This window comes from Thiorhodovibrio frisius, assembly GCF_033954835.1.
Taxonomy (GTDB): domain Bacteria; phylum Pseudomonadota; class Gammaproteobacteria; order Chromatiales; family Chromatiaceae; genus Thiorhodovibrio; species Thiorhodovibrio frisius.
On the sequence record NZ_CP121471.1, the window covers coordinates 80,470 to 100,034 of the forward strand.

Consider the following 19,565-nt stretch of genomic DNA (forward strand, 5'->3'; position numbering starts at 1 on the left):
GATTGGCCTGGCCTGGGGTGCGTTTAAGCCAGCGGAACCCGCACCAAAGCTGCTATTATGGCAGGTTTAGGCGGTGCGATGGGTGCCGCGTCAGTCCCTGGCGGCCGATGGGCGGCAGCAACGCGAAGCATCGTCTTTTCTCTTGTATGTCTATTCTTGAGCATTCCGCCGTTGCAGTGCTTTCACAACGCGTTGCGCGCCTGCTACTCCTGGGGGGGCTTTCATTTGCCGCACTAACCGGCTGCGTACCTGGGAGCTTTGCTGTTCGAGAAGAGCGATCCGCCCAGGAAATGGGCCTGGAAACCTTTCAGCGCGCCCTGGATACCGCGCCGGCGGGCGCCACCCGCACCATGCCGGAAACCCCCTGGGGCCGGGCGATGATGGTTGAATTTCACCAGCCTTATGTGGCGGCGAGCGGGCGGCGCTGCCGGCGGCTGACACTGGAGCCGGGCCCGCTGGCGCGGCCGGCGCTAGTCTGTCGCGAACCTGATGGCGCAAAAACGGCAAAGCAAGCGCCAAGCTGGGAGGCAGTGCGCCTGCTGCAGATCGACGGTCGTCCGGTTCTCAACCAGGGCGCGTTAACCGCTATGCCAGGAGGGCGGGGGCAATGAGATGGCCGCTGTTACGCCCGGTCTTCCGTGTCGGGGGCGTCCTGGTATTGCTCCCATGGCTGCTGTTCGCTATGGCGCCGGCAGCGGCCCAAGGGATCAGCGCGGACGTGGATATCCCGGCCGAGCAGCGGGCCGAGCCCATGGCCGATACGCTCGAAGGCCCGCCGCGCATGCAGTTGCGCAGCATGAACTACGGGCCAGTCACAGCTGCCGCTGCTGGGCGGGAGGGGGCCGAGGGCGAGATCCCGCCCTTCGGCGCCAGTCTGTTCCAGGGCGGCTTTCGCGCCATGCGTGTCTCGGGGCTGAACCCCAGCTATCGCGTCATGCCGGGCGATCAGGTCACGGTGCGCGCCTGGGGCGCTCTGCAGCTCGACGCGGTGCTGCCGGTCGATGCGCAGGGCAATGTCTTTATTCCCCAGATTGGCCCCGTGGCGGTGCAAGGCGTCTCCGCCGGGCAGCTCGACGCCCGCGTGCGCCAGGCGATCAACGGGGTTTATACCGACAATGTCTCGGTCTATACCAATCTGCAGGGGGTGCAGCCAGTTGGCGTTTTTGTGACCGGTTTCGTGCCCTCGCCAGGGCGCTACTCTGGCACGCCCAGTGATTCGGTCTTGAATTATCTCGACCAGGCCGGTGGCGTCGATCTCGCCGCCGGCAGCTTTCGCAACATTCGCGTGCAGCGCCGCGATGAGGTCATCGCGGGGGTTGATCTCTATCCCTTCCTGCTCGAGGGCCGCCTGCCACGGCTGCAATTCGAGGAGGGCGACACCATTGTGGTCGAGGGCCAGGGCGCCATGGTGACCGCGCTTGGTGATGTGGCCCAACCCTATCGCTACGAACTCGCCGGCTGCGGCGAGACGGTGCGCCAACTGCTGGCCTGGGTGCGCCTGCGACCGGGCGTCTCCCACGGGCTGCTCAGTGGCATGCGCCAGCAGGGGCCGATTGCGGAATATCTCACCCTGGCGGATCTGCGCCAGCGTCGCCTCCATGATGGCGACACCATCGATTTCTCCGTGGATCACCGTCGGGATACCATCGTGGTGCAGATCGAGGGCAGCTTTATTGGCCCGTCGCGCTTCACCATTCCAAAAGACGCGCGCCTGACGGAGCTGCTCGACAGCATTCCGGTGCAACCGCAACTCGCCGATGTCGAGAGCATCTCCATCCGCCGCGAGAGCGTCGCCCAACGCCAGCGTGAATCCCTCAACGAAAGCCTGCGGCGGCTGGAAACGGCCTATCTCGGGGCATCATCCGCAACGGTGGACGAGGCCAATATCCGCGTCAGCGAGGCAAAGCTGATTCAAGACTTCGTCAAACGCGCACGCGAGCTGGAAGTGAGCGGGCGGCTGGTAGTGGCCAAAAATGGGCAGATCACGGATGTGCGGCTGCAAAATGGAGATGTCATTACCATACCCAACCGGTCCGATTCCATTTTTGTCAGTGGTGAAGTCATCGTGCCTCAGGCCATGGTGTATACCGACCGGCTGCGCGCAAAAGACTACATTGACCGCGCGGGCGGCTTTACTGATCGGGCCGATCGCGGCAAGATCCTGCTTGCCCGCCAAAGTGGCGAGGTGGTGGAGGCCTCGGGCGCTGACATGCGCCCAGGTGACGAGATCCTGGTCCTGCCCAAGGTGCCGGTGAAGAATCTGGAACTGTCCAAGACCCTGACCCAGATTTTGTACCAAATTGCCGTCGCCACGAAAGTTGCCCTGGATCTCTAAAATCGGGGACCATGCGCTCGCCCTGGCAAGTCACCTGGAGCGTCTGGCACGCACTTTTCATGCGCGAGGTGCTCGCTCGTACGACCCAAGACCGCATGGGCGGGCTGTGGATGTTGGGCGAGCCAATCATGATGGTCGCATTCATGGTCAGTCTGCGAACATTTATCGGACGCACGCGCGAAATTATCGGTGCGGAATTCATCCCCTGGCTGATTATCGGGCTGACGGGGTTTTTCATGGTACGCAATGCCATCCAGCGCGGGATGAGTGCCATCCAGGCCAATCAGGCGCTGTTCGCTTACCGGCAGATCAAGCCAGTGGACCCGCTGCTGGTGCGCCACGCCATGGAGGGCATGCTGCAAACCATCGTCCTGCTGATTCTCGCGGGCGTGGCCGTGCTGGCTGGCATCAATGATGCCCTGCCGGATGATGTGCTTGGGGTTTTTTTTCTATGGCTGTCGCTGTGGTTGCTGGGGCTGGGGTGCGCCCTGGTGGTCTCGGTCGTGGTGCGGTTAGTCCCTGATCTTGAGCGACTGGTCAAACTGAGTATGCTTCCGCTGCTGATTCTCTCAGGCGTCATTTTTCCGTTGCAAAGGTTTCCGCCAGCGATTTTAGACTACCTGCTTTACAATCCCATCGCGCATGGCCTGGAATTGCTGCGCGCGCGCTACTTTGATGGCTACCATATGCTCGCGGGAGTCAGCTTGGAGTATCTGTGGCGCTGGATTATAATCTCCCTCGCGCTCGGCCTGGCGCTCCATGCCCGCTTCGAACGACGACTGAAGGCCAAATGATCGAAGTCAAAAACCTCTACAAGCGCTATCACAATCAAACGCACCGCCAGTCTGTTGAATGGGTGTTGCAGGACGTTAATTTCACCCTGCCCAAAGGCATCAGCCTGGCGATTATCGGGCGCAATGGCGCCGGCAAATCGACCCTGATGCGCTTAATCGGCGGCGAGGATCACCCTGATCGCGGTGAGGTGATCCGCCGTTGTCGCGTCTCCTGGCCGATCGGCGTGAGCGGTGGGTTTCAGGGGTCCATGACCGGGCGGCAGAATCTCAAGTTTCTCGCCCGTGTCCATGGTTATACCGACCGCATCAAGGATGTCATCGACTTTATGCAAGACTTTGCCGAAATCGGCAAAGCCTTCGATCAACCTATCAAGACCTACTCCAGCGGCATGCGCAGCCGCTTCGCCTTCGGGGTGTCACTGGCCTTCGAGTTCGACGTTTATCTCTCGGATGAAGCCACCGCCACCGGCGATGCGGCCTTCAAGGAGAAGGCAAAACAGGTGTTTCGTGAGCGCCTCGGCCAGGCGAGCGTCATCATGGTGTCGCACGAGGAGGAGATTCTGCGCGATCTCTGCCAAGCCGCGCTCTGGCTACGCAAGGGTGAGGAACCGCTGTGGTTCGACGATGTCAACGAGGGACTCAAAGCCTATAACGACAGCGTCAAACGCCCAGTAAAGCGTCCGGCAAAGACCCCGGCAAAACGGCAAGCCGCGTGAACGCCCTGCGCCGCAATCCCGTCTGGACGCTGATCCTCCTGTCGATCCTTGGCGCCGCCATTTACTGGTCGCTGATCGCGACTGACCGCTATCTGTCGCACGCCAATGTGGTGGTGCTCAGCGCGCAGATCACCAAATCGGAAGCCGGCTTATCCGCTATCCTGAGCGGTCAGACCAATAACGACCTGCTGATTCTGCGTGATTACATGCTCTCGACCGACATGCTCGCGCGTCTGGATGCCGAATTGAACCTGCGTGCGCACTATTCCAACCCAAAGATCGACTGGTTATCACGGTTATCGGCGGCGGATGTCCCAACCGAAAAGTTTCATCAGTACATGCTCCAGTATTTTTCGGTTGAGCTTGACGAATATGCGCAAGTGCTGCGTATCTCCGCCCAGGCCTTCGATGCGCGCATGGCACAGGCCATCGTTGAGGTTTTAATTGAGGCCGGCGAGGCGCAGATGAACGCCATGGGTCATCGCCTGGCCGAAGAACAGGTCCAGTTTATTGAGCGCCAGGTGGAGGTCGCGCGCCTGCGCATGGTCGAGGACAACACCCGCCTGCTCGACTATCAAAACGAGCACGGCCTGGTTTCACCGCCCGAGACCGTGGCGAGCATCAGCTCCGTCGTTGCGGGTCTGGAGAGCGAACTTGCCAGCTTGCAGGCGCGCAAGGCGGCGCTCAGTCTGTCACAGAGCGAGCGCGCGCCCGAGATGCTGCGCATCGAAAGCGAAATCCAAGGCGTGCGGGAACAGGTGACGCAAGAGCGCGGGCGGCTCGCGCGTGCCTCAGGCGGCGCGCTCAATCGGCTGTCAGCCGAGTATGATCTGCTGAACATGCAAATGAAGTTTTCCAGTGAGCTGTATTCCAGCGCCCTGACAGCGCTTGAAAACACCCGGGTAGAAGCCATGCGTGCGCTGAAACAAGTCTCGGTGCTGCAAACACCCACCTTGCCGGAATACTCCAACCGCCCCCGGCGGCTGCATCGCATCGTTGTATTCGCACTGCTCGCCGCGCTGGCCGGGCTGGTGTTGCAACTGCTGCTGGCGATTGTTCAGGATCACAAAGATTAACCGCACAGCGGCGTCATTTTAGCGTAATGAAAACACTTTGGATTCATGCGGGCATGCCAAAATGTGGCTCATCCGCGCTGCAAGTCTTTTTGGCCAAAAACAGGCAACGCCTGCTTGCGGAAGGGATTGACTACCTCGCGCTGAGCGACCTGAGTCAGGCAAAAAAGGGTGGCATCACCTCTGGTAATGCCGGTTTTTTGTCCCGCTCCATGCTGGACAAGGCCGATGAAGGCTATTTTCAGGATGACGGCACCCTCTATCAATCCCTGCTTGATGCGGTCAGCAACACAAAGACAGAAAGCTGCCTCCTGTCGTCCGAGTTCTTTGCCTTTGTCGGCACAGACGCCTATCGAAAACTGCTTGAAGACCTGCGTGCGCAAGACTGCCAGGCTAAGTGCATCTACTACGTGCGCCGGCAGGATCAGGTGCTCGTCTCTGGCTACATGCAGAAAGTCAAGCGCCATCATTACACTGGCGATCCGGAAACCTTTGTTCGCGACACTTACCAAGAATACGTACTGCTCCGGTATTACGATAGCGCCCGGCGATTTGAGCAACTGTTCGGCGCCGGTAATCTGATTGTTGGCCTTTATGAGGCCACCCAAAGGCACCCAAAAGGGATCGCGGGGGATTTTCTCGCCAAGCTGTTAGGCCACTGCCCGAAGTGGGTGGCACCGCAGCCGGCGGTGAATCCCAGCCCCTCGCCAGTGGAACTCAAGCTCATGCTGGCCGCCAATCGCTATCGGCCAAGAATGCGCTTCTCGGACATCCTCGCCGCCAATAGCGCAGGGTCCGGGCGGTCGCGCCCCTATGAAAGGCACCACCTCCTAGCGCCCGCGATGACGGAGACCGTACTGGACTACTTCGCCGAGCAGAATCAGCTTCTGGCGGAGCACTACACCCACGGGGAGGCATTTCCGCCTTACCAAGCATCGCCTCATCTCGACTTAAACAACATTCCAGTCGACGCGGACGATCTCATGGACATCGTCGCCGGGTTTCTGGTCAACTTCGATCAGCGGCTCGCAAAACTCGAACAGTCAGCCGTGAGTTCAGGTTAAGGGGGTTCCTTGGGGCGTGCGCTCGTCATCGCCAAGGGCTCCTTCGGCGACATCATCCCACTGTATGCGGTCGCGCAAGCACTGCAAGAACGCGGTCATGAGGTGCTGCTGGCGACGCAGTCCGGCCATCTTCAGGCCGCTCGCGCGCTGGGGCTGAAGGTTCTGCCGATTGACGGGCAGCAGGATCCGACCGCCGCCGCTTCCAAACGCCCCTTGCGGGCCCTGTCCTGGATATCGAACGACGCCTTTGGCGGAAGCGCAAGCACCCTTCGCTATGAGTTGGATACCCTCATTCAACACAGCGCCAGCGTAGACTTGGTCATCGGTAATCAGCTTGCACTGTCCGGCCCACTGGTGGCGGGCCATCTTCGCCGCCCCTGGGTCTATTGTGCCGTCTCGCCAATGGGGCTGGTCTCGCGGGACAATCCCTGCCTGTTCCCACTGTTGCATGGCTTCCAGCGCGCATGCGCCGCACACCCCTGGGCGCATGCCCTCAGCCAGGCCCTGGTGCACGGCTCCAGCCGACTGCTCAGCGGCCCACTGCGGCAAGAACAAGCCCGTCTGGGGCTAACCCACTTAGGCCACCCGCGCTTTGAAGGCCTGTTCTCCCGCGAGCTGAACCTGCTATTGACGTCTCCGCGCTTTCTCTCTCACACTCCGTCGATTCCGCCCAATACCCTGGTCACCGGCATCACCTGGCTGGAAGCCGATTTTCTCGGCCACGGGCGACAACTCCAACGCGCACTCGACTTCATCCGCAGCGGCAGCCCACCCATCCTCTTCGCGCTCGGCGGCAACGCCCGCGCCAACCCTGGTGATTACTTCCAGGAAAGCCTAAACGCCAGTCGCGCACTCGAAGCGCGTGCGCTGATCATCGCCGCTACCCGCTTTCATGCCCAAGTGCCCTCGGCCCCGGACGTTCATCTAGCCCCCTATCTACCCTACTCAACACTTTTCCCGCTCGTACGGGCGGTGGTCCACTCCGGCGGCATCGGCACCATCGGCTGGGCCTTGCGCTGCGCCCAACCGTCGCTCTTGGTTCCGCAGGCCGACGACCAATTTGACAATAGCCACCGCACCCAAAGCCGCGGCTGGGCGCGGGTGCTGCCCCGCCGGCACTACCGCGCGCCCGACTTAAGCCAAGCGATCCAGGAAACGCTCGCCGACACCGCCCTGCACGCGCGATTGCAACAGCTCGCCCCGCTGCTCGCCGCTGAACAAGGTGCGCGCATCGCCTGCGATCATCTTGAGCGATTTTTTTGCCGCCGGTAACAGCGGCAGTGGCTCTTCGTGCGTCGAATCTGCATTAACATATTTGTTATTATTTGTACGATGGAATACGATATCTGTTATTACAGCGATGCAGTTCAAGATGAAATCCTGGCTTTGCCCGATACGCTGGCTGCGCGGTATGTCGTTCTCACTCGTCGGATGCTGGCGATTGGCCCAAATCTTGGGGAGCCGCATACCAAATCGATGAAAAACGGTTTGTTCGAACTTCGGCTGAAAGGAGCAGAAGGAATCGCCCGTGTCTTTTATTGCACGCAGGTGAGACGGCGAATCGTAATGCTACACAGTTTTGTGAAGAAGACTGATCGTATACCTCGGCAAGAGTTGGACACCGCAATAAGCCGCTTGAAAGAGGTGAAACATGAAAACGCATGACGATGTGATCAAGTTCCTAATGGCCCGCCCTAGCGTGAAGGCTGAGGTTGACCGCATCGAAAGGGAGGAAGACGAATTGCTCGACGCCTTGCTCAAGGCGCGGCAAGAGGCTGGCCTGACCCAAGCCGAACTCGCCGCGCGTATGGGAACCCAGGCACCAGCGGTGGCACGGCTGGAAAAATCTCTTACGACGGGCAAGCACTCTCCGTCTATTGCGACCTTGCGCCGTTATGTCCAGGCCTGTGGTAAGCACTTGCATCTGCAGGTCAGTTCAGAATAAAAGGGGTTAACCGGCCCAATTCCATCAAGCCGGGTGCTCCGGAGAAAGCTTTCCGTTGATTATTTCCCAAGAATCTTCCTCCATCCGTATTGGTCTCTTTTCCGCCGGTATGCGGCGCATCCCCGGCCTCGCCCAACTTATGGGTGCCGAGCTGGTCGCCCATAGCTGGCGCGGATTTCCCAAGCCCGTCGATGCCATCGCCGGCTGGGGTGCTAAGCCAAACACCGCGCGCGCGCGCCGCTATGCCGCCCGCCATGGGCTGCCCTATCTGGCACTCGAAGACGGCTTTGTCCGCTCACATGGCACCGGCGAGCGTTTCCCGCCGCTGGCGCTGGTGGTGGATGATCAAGGCATCTACTACAACAGCACCCGCCCATCGGCGCTCGAAACCCTGCTGGCTTCGGAGACCGATGTGTTGGCCGCTGGCATCGGTGAGCAGGCCAGCACCGCGCGTGAATTACTGCTGACTCACCGCCTCAGCAAATACAATCAGGCGCAGGCCACCTTCACCCCTGAAGATTCAGGGCCACGCATCTTGGTGGTCGATCAAACCGCCGGTGACATGAGCGTCCAGCTCGGCGGTGCCGATGCCAGCACCTTCGCCGCCATGGTCGCTGCCGCGCGCGCGGAACATCCCCAGGCCAGGCTTTACATCAAAACCCACCCCGAGGTCAGCTCCGGGCGCAAGCGCGGCTATCTTAGTCATCTCCAAGATGATGCCCACACCCAGCTGCTGCGCGAACCCTGCAATCCGCACGCCCTGATCGCGGCCATGGATCAGGTGTATGTGGTTTCCTCCACCCTGGGCTTCGAGGCACTCCTGGCCCGCAAGCCGGTGACCGTCTTCGGTCAACCCTGGTATGCCGGCTGGGGCGTGACCGACGACCGTCAGCCAGCCTTTCCCCGCCGCACCCGCCAGCGCAGTGTGCTGGAACTCTTCGCCGCCGCCTACCTGCATTACAGCCGCTACCTCAACCCCGCCACCCATGAGCGTGGTACCCTGTTCGATGTCATCGACTGGCTGTTGCTCCAGCGCCAAGGCGTCGCCCGCCTGCCCCGGCGCGTCATCGCCGTCGGTATGCGCCGTTGGAAGGCCGCGCATCTGAAGCCCATCCTGGCCATGGCGCCCGAGGGCGTGCGCTTTGTCCGCCAAGTGCCGGCACTGGCCAAGCAGGATGTCCAACCGGGCGACGGTCTCGTCCACTGGGGGCGCGACGCTCCGGCGGGACTCCCCGAATTCGCCAAGCGTCAGTCTCTGCCCATCCAGCGCCTTGAAGACGGCTTTTACCGCTCCGTCGGGCTGGGCTCCGATCTGATCCGCCCGCGCTCGCTGGTGCTCGACCGCCAAGGGCTGTATTTCGACCCGCGCGGCCCCTCGGATCTGGAAACCCTGCTCAATACCGCCCAGTTCACCGCCGATGATTGCCAACGCGCCGCGCGGATTCGTCAGACCATCGTCAACCAGGGCCTGACCAAGTACAATTTGGAACCACCGGGCCAGCTCCACTGGCCGGCGGATGGACGCCCGATTATCCTGGCGCCGGGGCAGGTCGAGGACGACGCCTCGATCCGCTACGGTTGCGAGCAGGTGCGCACCAATCTGGACTTACTCGAAAGCGTGCGCGCCGCGCAGCCGGAGGCCTTCATCGTCTACAAACCCCATCCGGATGTGCTCTCCGGCAATCGCCGTGGCCGCGTGTTGCTGGAAGCCGCGCGCCAGTATGCTGACTGGGTCGAACCACACGCCAGTCCGGTCGCCTGTCTGAATGCCGCCGATGCCGTGCATACGCTGACCTCGCTGACTGGCTTCGAGGCGCTGCTGCGCGCTAAGCCGGTCAGGGTCTACGGTCGTCCTTTTTACGCCGGCTGGGGTTTGACTGAGGATCAACGGCCCATCCCGCGCCGCGCCCGACGCTTGATGTTGGATGAACTCGTCGCCGGGGTGATGCTGCACTATGCCTTTTATTGGGATTGGACGCTGCATGGTTTCACCAGCTGCGAGGCGGTGCTGGCACAATTGGCGACCGAGCGGGAGCGCTGGGCCGCCAGTGGGCAACTCAGCCGCCTCAAGGACGGCTGGTGGTCGCGGCAGGGGCGCAAGCTGTTGGTGTTGATCAAAACTGTGCGCGGCGGCGCTTAACGCTGGTGCCGATGTTCGTTCACCTGATCGAAGAACGCCCCAATCCGTCAACGGATTACTTTGTGCGTCCGGCGCTGCCAGCCGACGGGCGGCCCATTCAGTGCCACCAGTTTGGTCAACCTTTGCCCGATCCAACTGACCTGATCGGCGCGACAGTCGTCTTGGTTCGCTATGTTCCACCTGCCTGGGCGCGGCTGATTGAGCGCCATCGCGCGCGCCTCGGCGAACTGATCTATTTCATGGATGACGACCTCTTTGATCTCGCTGCGGCAAAAGGCACCCCCTGGCGCTACCGGCTGAAACTGGCCCGGCTCGCGACCTGGCGTCAGCACTGGTTACAGCGACACAAGGCCAGGCTGTGGGTCTCGACCCCCTACCTGCAAGCCAAATATGCTCACTGGAACCCAGAACGCCTCCTGCCCGCGCCACTGCCTGCGCCTGACTCCGCCGTTGGTGGTAACATTCGCGTTTTCTACCACGGCAGCGCCTCCCATCAGGCTGAGATCGACTGGCTCTATCCGGTGATGCAAACCGCGCTGGACGCCGAACCGCGCCTGAGCTTCGAGATCATTGGCACCGCTAAGGTCAACCGCCGCTACCGTCGCCTGCCACGCACCACCGTCGTTCACCCCATGTCCTGGCCTACTTACCAGTGCTTTCTCGCCACCCCCGGCCGCCACATCGGCTTGGCGCCGTTGCTGGACAATCCGTTTAATCGGGCGCGTTCCTGCACCAAGTTCTTCGACATCACCCGTGCGGGGGCGATTGGCATCTATGCCGCCGGTTCGGTCTGCGACGAGCTGATCCAGTCGAATCAGGATGGCTTGCTGATCCCGATGATTGCTGAGCGGTGGGTTGACGCCATCCTCGGGCTTGCCCAGCGCTCCTGAGATCATCGTGTTCACACGCTTGTTTCGCTCCCGCTCGTCTGGCAGTCAAAAGCCAGCACCCATCAAAATTCTCCTGCATTTGGGCATGCCAAAATGCGGCTCGAGCGCCCTGCAAACGTTCCTGAGTGCCCCAGCCTTTGAAGGCTTGACCGGAGAGCGTTGCGCCTATCTCGTCCTGAAGAAGGATGGAGAGCTGCTATGGGGCGACTCCCTGCTGCAACATGCCCGCACCTCCCCCTATGGTTATGCGGCTTCGGCGCGCGCCGAGGATGTGAGGGCAATAAGTCCTCAGCAGCAGCGCAACGCCCGCGCCACGCTCAAGCGCCTTGGGCAAGATTATGAATGGCTGATTTTTTCGTCCGAGAGCTGGGGCCCCAAGGCGCATCTGTTTGCCGATGACTGGCTGCTGGCCGATCCGGCGTTCGAGGTGCATCTTCTGGCCTATGTGCGACCCCAGATTGAATGGCTCAATTCCGCTTGGTGGCAATGGGGCGCCTGGACACGGCTGCAACCGCGCCCATGGATTAACCGCATGCGCCAAAGCGTGCAATGGCATCGCCTGCTGCGACACTGGGCGGATAAACCCTGGGTCAGCAGCCTGACTGTGCGTTTGCTGGATGATGACATCGTTGCTGATGCCATGGCCTATCTGGGCTATGCGTTGGAGCAACGCCCGCGCATTAATCAAGGCCTGCCGGCCATTGTGCTGCGGCTCTATCAGCGCCATCGGCAGTTGCGCCCTGGCCCGCACGATTCAGCCATGGATTTTGTGCTGGCGCGCCAGCTTCATCTGCAAGCACAGGGCACACCGTGGATCATCGGGCCAGGTTTTGCTACCGAGCTGGTGGAGTGTTTTCATGAAGACAACCAGCAACTCGCCCAATTGGTCTCCCCTGATCAGCGCGAGCACTTGCTGGCCGATCCGCGCTGGTGGCAAGCGGACGTCTATCAACAACGCCCACTTGCCAAACTCAATGTCCCAAAGCTTAATGCGCAAGAATTGGAACACCTGTGCGTCGTGGCGATGGAAGCCATCTTCCGGCTTGATGCTGAAGTGCGGGAGTTGCGCGCTCGCGCGGATGTGTCGGCGTGAAAATCCTCTTTAAACACCGCCTGAAAGCCCGGCAAGGTGAGCTGTTGCTCGCCGGTCTGTGGCTGCTGCGCGCGCTCGCCATCACCCATCCGCTGCGCCAGCGCTATCGCAGTGTGCTGATTCATCTGCTGAAAAAGACCCAACTGTTTGATCGCACCTGGTATCTCGATACCAACCCGGATGTTCAGGACTCCGGCATTCCGCCGCTGCGCCACTACGCCGCCTATGGCGATGCCGAAAACCGCTGGCCGCTGCCGCTGTTTGACCCTGGCTACTATCGCGCCCGCGCCACCGGTCGCCTGCCGCAGGTCAATGCCCTGCTGCATTATTATCATGTTGGGCGCTATCGGCTGATCTCACCGAGTTCCTGGTTCGATCTGCGCTACTATCTCAGTCATAACAAGGATATCGCGCGTTCCCAGCACGAACCACTGCGCCATTATCTCAACTGGGGCGGACTGCAAGGGCGTTCACCCAATCCGCAGTTTGACGGTGCCTATTATCTGCGCACCAATCCTGAGGTCCGCGAGGCGCGGCTCAATCCGCTGCTGCACTACCTGCATTGGGGGCGCTTCAGCGAGCGGCCGACGCGGGATCTGCACGCAGACGCGGCAGCCGATCAGCCGCCGCAAGCACCCACGCCGGATGCCTGGGCGCACCTCAAGCCCGTGGCCGCAGAGGATGGCGCCACTGTTGATGTCGTCATTCCGGTGTATCGCGATAACGAGCTGACCCTGCGTTGCATCCGCTCGGTGCTCCAGGCGCGTACCAACCTGGCCTTCGACCTCAGCATCATCGACGACGCCAGCCCAGAGCCCGACCTCAGCGTGGAGCTCGAAGCGCTCGCCGCCAAAGGACTGTTCCGCTACCAGCGCCAGCCCGCCAATCGCGGCTTTGTCGCCACCGCCAATGCCGGCCTGGCCCTGCATCCTGACCGTGACGTGGTACTGCTCAATGCCGACACCGAGGTCTACGACCACTGGCTCGATCGTCTGCACGCGGCGGCCTATTCCCGCCCGCGCATCGCCTCGGTCACCCCGCTGTCGAACAACGCCACCATTTGCAGCTACCCGCGCTTTCTGCACGACACCCCCTATCCGCTGGAGATCAGCTACGCGCATCTCGACGCGCTGACCGCGCGGGTCAATGCCGGACAGGTCTGCGAAACCCCAACGGGCGTTGGCTTTTGCCTCTATCTGCGCCGCGAGGCCCTGAGCGCTATCGGCCACTTCGACGAAAAAACCTTCGGTCGCGGCTATGGCGAGGAAAACGACTTCTGCCAGCGCGCTCTGCGCGCCGGCTGGGTGAACCTCATCACCGCCGACACCTTCGTGCGCCACATCGGCGCGGCCTCCTTCCAGGGCGAGAAAGGCCGGCTGCTCAATGACGCCATGAAGCGCGTGGCACGCCGCTACCCGAACTATCGTGACCAGGTCGACAGCTTCATCCGCCGCGATCCACTCGCCCAGGCGCGCCGACGGCTCGATAGGGAACGCCTCGCCGCCCAGGCGCGCGCTGAGAATGTGCTCATCGTCTGCCACAACCGCGGCGGCGGCGCCGAGCGCCATGTGAGCGAAGACACCAAGGCGCTGCAAGCGCAAGGCTTCGGGGTCTATTATCTGCGCCCGGATCGCGCCCGAGCGACCCATGTGCGATTGGCCCAGCCCAACTGCCGGCAACTGCTCAACCTGCCCAGCCTATCGCTGGCCGAGACCGACGACCTGGCCGAGCAACTGCGCCCACTGCGCATTTGCCGTATCCACAGCCACGGACTCATCGACTTCACCGCCGATGCCGCCGCCCACATCCTCGCCCTGGCGCGCGCGCTCGATGCCTCGCTGGAAGTCGATATCCATGACTACAAGGTCATCTGCCCGCGGGTCAACCTCGCCGACCGGCATGGCCGTTACTGTGGAGAGCCCGAGGCGCAAGGCTGCAACGCCTGCCTGGCGCGCGACGGCAACGACTTTGGCGCCACCAACATCCAAGCCTGGCGCGCCTTACATCATCAGGTGCTCCAGGCTGCCGAGCGCGTCTGGGTGCCGGATGAAGATGTCGCCGAACGCCTCAAGCGTTACTACCAGGATGTGCGCATTGAGATTCTGCCGCATGAGCCGCTTGCGCCGACAGAGATCAAAGCCCGCGAACCCCGCATTGAGAACGACGAACCCTTGCGCATCGTCGTCATCGGCGCCATCGGCAAGCTCAAGGGCTATGAGGTGCTGCTCGCCTGCGCGCGCGATGCCCAACAGCGCCGGCTACCGCTGGCGTTTCATCTGCTGGGCTACAGCATTCGCAACGAGCCACTCACCAAAGCGGGCGTGCGCATCACCGGCCGCTATCTGGACGAGGAAGCCACAACCCGGTTGCAAGCGCTTGACCCGCATGTGGCCTGGTTCCCTTACACTTGGCCGGAAACCTACAGCTACACCCTCTCGCTCGCTCTGCGTGGCGGCTATCCGGTGTTTGCCTTCGATCTGGGCGCCATTGCGCGCCGCCTGCGCGCGCTCCAACACCCCGGCGCCCTCTGGCCGCTGGCGCTGGCCGATCAACCGCAGCGCATCAATCAAGCGTTTACGATTTATCGGAACGACAGATTAGCCTAGCTCTGGGCGATGGACTATACTCGTGTCAGAAGATATCGCAAGGCTCCTGATCGCAAGTTTTACTGTGTATAAATCAATCCGAAAATTCCTCCGCCAAAAAACCACCTGGCTGTCCGAGGTCGCCGGCATGCACCGCCTGGCTCTGCGCCACGGTCGCGACCTGACCCTCAAGCAGAACCACCTCCAGCGCGTCCGCCCCAACGACCTGCTGCTGGTTGCCGTCATGAAGAACGAGGCCCATCGCCTGCCGTTTTTCATCGACTACTACCGCACACTCGGCATCGACCACTTCCTGTTCGTCGACAACGACTCCACCGATCACTTCAACGCCGTTGTCGCCGATCAGCCCGACATCACCACTTACCACACCCGCGCCAGCTACAAAGCCTCCAATTTCGGCATGTACTGGGCCAATTATCTGCTGCTGCGCCACGGCATCGGCCACTGGTGCCTGACCTGCGACCCGGATGAATTCATCGTCTATCCGCATCAGGAAAGCCGCTCCCTGCGCGACCTGACCGACTACCTCGCCAGCATCCGCGAAGACGCCTTTTTCACCGTCATGGTCGACATGTACAGCGATCAGACCGTCAACGCCAGTGCCTATCGCGAGGGCGACGACCCCTTGCTGACCTGCCCCTATTTCGACGGCACCGGGTATAGCAAATCCTACGATCAACGCTATCGCAATCTGTTCGTCCAGGGTGGCGTGCGCCGCCGCGCTTTCTATGCTCACAATCCCGCGAAAGCCCCAGCACTGAATAAAATCCCCCTGGTACGCTGGCGAGCGCATTTCGCCTATGTCGAATCCATGCACATGGCCATTCCGCGCCGGCTCAATCAAGCCGCCTCGGCCGATAAAACCACCGGCGCCCTGCTGCATTTCAAATTCATCAGCCAGTTGCAACAAAAGGTCAAGGAAGAAGCCATCGCCCAACAGCATTACGACAACTCCTCGGAGTATCGCAAGTACGCCCAAGCCATCGAGCAACAACGCGCCTTCCATGATCCCAGTGTGTCGGTACGCTACGACAACTGGCAGACCCTCGCGCGCCAGGGCCTGATCGGTCTGGGGGAGTGGTAACACCATGAAACTGGCCTTCGTCCTGCTCGCCCACGAACCCCCCGCCCAACTGCGTCCGCTCATCGACAGTCTGCTCGCCGCCGGCTCGGATGTCTTCGTCCACTACGACGCCTCGGCGCCGCACGACCTCAACGCCAACAGCCGCGAGTGGGCACTCGAGCGCCACCCCGGGCGCCTATTCCATGCCAAGCGCGTCAAGGTCACTTGGGGCGAGTGGTCCATCGTCCAGGCCACGCTCAACTGTCTGACGCTCGCCCGCCAGCAAGGCTTCGATTGCGACGCCATGATGCTGCTCTCCGGCTCCTGCATGCCGATCAAACCCGTGGCGCTGCTGGCCGAGCATCTCGCCGAGCAACCCCTAGACTACATCGAGTCGGTGGATGCCACCAAAGTGCATTGGGTCGCTGGCGGCTTTCAGGAAGAGCGCTGGGTGCACTACCACCTGTTCAACTGGCGCACCCATCAATGGTGGTTCGATCAATCCATTGCCTGGCAGCGAACGCTGAAGATCCGCCGCCGCCTGCCCTTGGGCCACATCCCTCGCCTGGGTTCCCAATGGTGGTGCCTGCGCACCGCGACCATTGAGCGCCTGCTCGCCCTGCTCGATCGTCATCCCAAGCTGGTCAAGTTCTACCGGCGCACCTGGGTGCCCGACGAGCTGTTTTTCCAGACCCTGGTCGGTAATCTGGTGCCCGCCGGCGAACGCAGCGCCGAGATCCTGACCGGCTACGCCTTCAACAGTCGCGGCGTCCCGCGCGTCTACTATGACGACGATCTTGCCGAGCTGTGCTCCGAGCCAGCCTATTTCGCACGCAAGATGGCTCCCCGCGCCGAGGCGCTGCGTCAGCGATTGCAACAGATCGCCACCGCCACCCCGGAGGCCTATCGCGCCTTTCTGGCCGATGAAGACGGCCAGCTCGCCGCCAATCTGCGCCAACGCCTCAGCCTGCACAGCATCACCACACAGCAGCGCTGGTTCGCGCTGCTCTCGACCCAGGAAAACCCCTACGACTACATCAAGTCGATTCCCAACCCGATGCTCGTCATCGCCGCAGCGGATCGCGCCTTGGGCCGCACGCTGGTCGAGCCATTCATGAACCGGCCCGACATGGCTGTCTATGGCTACCTGCTCGATCGCCAGGCGCTCGACTTCGGCCCCCAGCACAGCGCTGTCGCTGGTTATCATGCCGACAGCGTTGCCCTGGCGCATCACCACTGGCATCTCTACCTGGGTGAAATCGCCTTCCAGGCGCCGGGGAAAACCCTGGTGTTCCTCGTCGATGCCGACGAGACCATGTTTGAACACATCAAAATGCTGCGATGGAAAAAAAATCTCACCTTATTGTTGATCGAGCAGAGTCCATCGCATATTGATGCTCCGGCAGCATTTCCTGCCCTAGCCCGACACTATCGCCAAACCCAACAGTCAAGGTGCTTGCAGGCTGAGCTTGACACACTACTCACGGACCATTTCTGCCAAATTCTTCGTTTGCGCAACCCCGGTTCGGAACAGATCAGGGAGGCGCTCGATATCGTTCTCCGTACTGTGCCTTGCGCATCCGATGCGGACGTCACCGCCAGCCCGCCGGCACTCCTGTGGCAATGAGCCAACTCCTTCGCCGCCTGCGCGCCCTCCACCCCATCCGGGGCTATGTCGAGCGCCTCACCCCCACCCATGTCGAGGGCTGGGTGCTGCATCGGGGCGGGCGTCCCATTCGTCTTAGTCTGCACCTTGGGCATCGGCGCTACCCGCTTACCCCGGTATGGTCGCAGCGCTTGGATGTCGCCGCCCGCGAGGGCGAGCGCTTTGCGCAGGCTGGCTTCTACTGCCGGCTCGATCCCTCGCTGACCGCCGCCGCGCCCTCGGCCGACGCCCAAGCGGCCATCCAGATCCGCGCCAACGGTCGCCGTCTGCCCCAAGCGCCCGCCGCCACGGCGGCCCGCGCCGAGCGCCGGCAGCACTGGGCCGCCCTGCGTGCGCTCAACGCTCAGTTACTCGACCAGCCCGAGGCGGCGGTCTTCCCTCAAGCCTGCGCCATCGAGCGCCAGCTCGGCCTCAGCGCCACGGCCCGCCGCGACTACTGGCGCTCGATCATCCCCCTGCTGTGCCAGCAGGGCGAGGGCCAAGCACTCGCCAGCCTGGCCGAGCTACCGGCCTGGTGCGCCGCCGAGCCAACCGCCAGCGCCTGGGAGCGCTCGCTCGCCCTGGTGCCGCCGGCCCTGCGGAGCGACCAGGCCGGTCTTGCTCAAGCCCTGGACCAGCTGGCGCAACAGCCCGCGCAGGGCTGGCTCAATACCGAATGCCTCCGCTTCGCCATCGGCCGCCTGCTCGTCACCGACCCAGCCAAGCCCGCCGACCCAAGCCGTCTGGCCGCGCTGCAACAGGCCTTCCTCGAGCTGCTCGCCGGCATCGGCACCGACGCCTTTTCGCGTCTGTACGACCTGGGCCTGATCGACAGCCTGATCCTCCTGCTGCGCGCCACCCAGGACGCGCCTCCGGCGCAGCGCGAGGCGCTGATCACGGCCGCCATCCACTGCTACGGCCTCTGCCCCAGCTTCTGGGAACGCCTCGACCGCGCCTGGGTCGCGCACCCGGCCGCCTTGGACGCGCCGCTGCAAGCCGCTCAGGCGCAATGGCAGGCGCTGCATGCGGCCTGGTGCGCGCCAGAGCCATCGCCCGCGCAACGCCTGCACGCCCTCAGTGCACCGCTGCAGGCCTTTGCCCGCTGGGGGGCGGCGGACAGCATCGCCTTTCTGCATCACCTGCTTGGCCCGCTGCACAGCGCGCCCACGCCGGTGCCGCCCGAGGCCGAGCCGCTGCTCGCCTTGCTCGACCAACTCAGCCCCGCCGAGCACGAGCGTCGGCGCGGCTGGCACCAGGGCGCCACCCTCTGGCCCCCTGGCGTGCCGACCCAGGCCGCGCACCGCATCGAGCGCCTGAGTGCGCCGCAGCGCCTCGCTGACCTAGCCGATGCGCCGCTGGTGGTCATCGCCGTCCTGCGTAACGAAGCGACCCTGCTGCCGCATTTTCTCGCCCACTATCGACAACTGGGCATTCACCGCTTTATCATCATCGACAATGGTTCTGACGACGGCAGCCGCGAAACCCTGCTTGTGCAGCCTGATGTCCTGCTCTACCACGCCCCAGGCGAGTATCGGCACGCCCAGTATGGCGTCGCGTGGCAACAAGCGGCTTTAGGCAATCTCTGTGCGGGGCAATGGACGTTACTTGTGGATGCGGATGAATTCCTGGTCTACCCAGGCTACCCCGAGCGACCGCTGACCCGCCTGCTGTCCGCGCTCGATGACCAAGGCCGGGATGCGGCGCTCACCCCTCTCATCGATAGGTACCCCCAGGGCGATCTCGCCGACGCTGACTTCAGTCGCCAAGCGCCGATGCGGGCCGCGCCCTGTCATGATCGCCAGCCCCTGCTGCGCTGGCGCCTCGGTAGCGGGAATTACAGCAATGCCGAAACCCAGCTCAGTGCTTTGCGTCATCGGCTCCTGCCGGAGGCGGCTCCCAATGCCTTTACGGCCCAAAAATACGCGCTGGTGCGTTATCGGCCCTGGATGCGCTATGCGCAGGGGTTGCATGATGTGGCCAATGCGCGGGTGGGGGATCTGGGGTTGCGCTTGTTGCACTTTAAGTACCATGCCGGCTTTCGCGAGCGGGTGCGGGTTGAGATCGAGCGCGGGCAGCATTTTGATGGGGCGCGGGAGTATCAGGGGTATTGGGGGATGGAGCGGGGAGGGTTTTGGGATTCTGAGAAGAGCGTTGAAGGCTGCCGGCTGCCACTAGCAGCTCAAAAAAACAAATGATACGAC

General features: G+C 62.4%; 16 protein-coding genes. All 16 read left to right on the plus strand.

What is annotated here, in order from left to right; genetic code table 11:
• Positions 1 to 176 precede the first annotated feature (176 nt).
• Positions 177 to 611, plus strand: coding sequence for a DVU3141 family protein (locus tag Thiofri_RS00310; protein ID WP_190275820.1), 435 nt, complete (start codon positions 177 to 179; stop codon positions 609 to 611).
• Positions 608 to 2,335, plus strand: a complete 1,728-nt coding sequence (locus Thiofri_RS00315; RefSeq protein ID WP_009149489.1) for a polysaccharide biosynthesis/export family protein — start codon at positions 608 to 610, stop codon at positions 2,333 to 2,335. The genes Thiofri_RS00310 and Thiofri_RS00315 overlap by 4 nt, the downstream gene beginning before the upstream one ends.
• 11 nt (positions 2,336 to 2,346) lie before the next feature.
• Entirely contained in the window at positions 2,347 to 3,129 is a 783-nt protein-coding gene (locus Thiofri_RS00320) for an ABC transporter permease (protein WP_009149491.1), read from the plus strand.
• A complete protein-coding gene (locus Thiofri_RS00325) occupies positions 3,126 to 3,845 on the plus strand; it encodes an ABC transporter ATP-binding protein (RefSeq protein WP_009149492.1) in 720 nt (239 codons plus the stop codon). The genes Thiofri_RS00320 and Thiofri_RS00325 overlap by 4 nt, the downstream gene beginning before the upstream one ends.
• Entirely contained in the window at positions 3,842 to 4,921 is a 1,080-nt protein-coding gene (locus tag Thiofri_RS00330) for a chain-length determining protein (RefSeq protein WP_009149493.1), read from the plus strand. Before Thiofri_RS00325 ends, Thiofri_RS00330 begins: the two co-directional genes overlap by 4 nt.
• A 53-nt stretch (positions 4,922 to 4,974) precedes the next feature.
• Positions 4,975 to 5,982, plus strand: coding sequence for a hypothetical protein (locus tag Thiofri_RS00335; RefSeq protein WP_143741901.1), 1,008 nt, complete (start codon positions 4,975 to 4,977; stop codon positions 5,980 to 5,982).
• Positions 5,983 to 5,991: 9 nt separating this feature from the next.
• Positions 5,992 to 7,254, plus strand: coding sequence for a glycosyltransferase (locus Thiofri_RS00340; RefSeq protein ID WP_009149496.1), 1,263 nt, complete (start codon positions 5,992 to 5,994; stop codon positions 7,252 to 7,254).
• Between the two features lie 60 nt (positions 7,255 to 7,314).
• Complete coding sequence (locus Thiofri_RS00345) at positions 7,315 to 7,647, plus strand: type II toxin-antitoxin system RelE/ParE family toxin (protein ID WP_009149498.1); 333 nt, start codon at positions 7,315 to 7,317, stop codon at positions 7,645 to 7,647.
• Positions 7,634 to 7,927, plus strand: a complete 294-nt coding sequence (locus tag Thiofri_RS00350) for a helix-turn-helix domain-containing protein (RefSeq protein ID WP_009149499.1) — start codon at positions 7,634 to 7,636, stop codon at positions 7,925 to 7,927. The genes Thiofri_RS00345 and Thiofri_RS00350 overlap by 14 nt, the downstream gene beginning before the upstream one ends.
• Before the next feature lie 55 nt (positions 7,928 to 7,982).
• A complete protein-coding gene (locus Thiofri_RS00355) occupies positions 7,983 to 10,067 on the plus strand; it encodes a capsular polysaccharide biosynthesis protein (RefSeq protein ID WP_009149501.1) in 2,085 nt (694 codons plus the stop codon).
• Positions 10,068 to 10,078: 11 nt separating this feature from the next.
• Positions 10,079 to 10,957, plus strand: a complete 879-nt coding sequence (locus Thiofri_RS00360; protein ID WP_009149502.1) for a glycosyltransferase family protein — start codon at positions 10,079 to 10,081, stop codon at positions 10,955 to 10,957.
• Positions 10,958 to 10,964: 7 nt separating this feature from the next.
• Positions 10,965 to 12,050: a hypothetical protein gene (locus tag Thiofri_RS00365; protein ID WP_009149504.1), complete on the plus strand. Its 1,086-nt coding sequence runs from the start codon at positions 10,965 to 10,967 to the stop codon at positions 12,048 to 12,050.
• Positions 12,047 to 14,656 carry a glycosyltransferase gene (locus tag Thiofri_RS00370; protein WP_009149506.1) on the plus strand — a complete coding sequence of 870 codons (2,610 nt, stop codon included), beginning with the start codon at positions 12,047 to 12,049 and terminating at the stop codon, positions 14,654 to 14,656. The genes Thiofri_RS00365 and Thiofri_RS00370 overlap by 4 nt, the downstream gene beginning before the upstream one ends.
• A 64-nt stretch (positions 14,657 to 14,720) precedes the next feature.
• A complete protein-coding gene (locus tag Thiofri_RS00375; RefSeq protein WP_051023882.1) occupies positions 14,721 to 15,740 on the plus strand; it encodes a glycosyltransferase family 2 protein in 1,020 nt (339 codons plus the stop codon).
• Between the two features lie 4 nt (positions 15,741 to 15,744).
• The gene (locus tag Thiofri_RS00380; RefSeq protein WP_009149510.1) at positions 15,745 to 17,346 is read left to right on the plus strand and encodes a beta-1,6-N-acetylglucosaminyltransferase; all 1,602 of its coding nucleotides are present in this window, start codon (positions 15,745 to 15,747) and stop codon (positions 17,344 to 17,346) included.
• Complete coding sequence (locus Thiofri_RS00385) at positions 17,343 to 19,559, plus strand: glycosyltransferase family 2 protein (RefSeq protein ID WP_009149512.1); 2,217 nt, start codon at positions 17,343 to 17,345, stop codon at positions 19,557 to 19,559. Before Thiofri_RS00380 ends, Thiofri_RS00385 begins: the two co-directional genes overlap by 4 nt.
• Positions 19,560 to 19,565 lie beyond the last annotated feature (6 nt).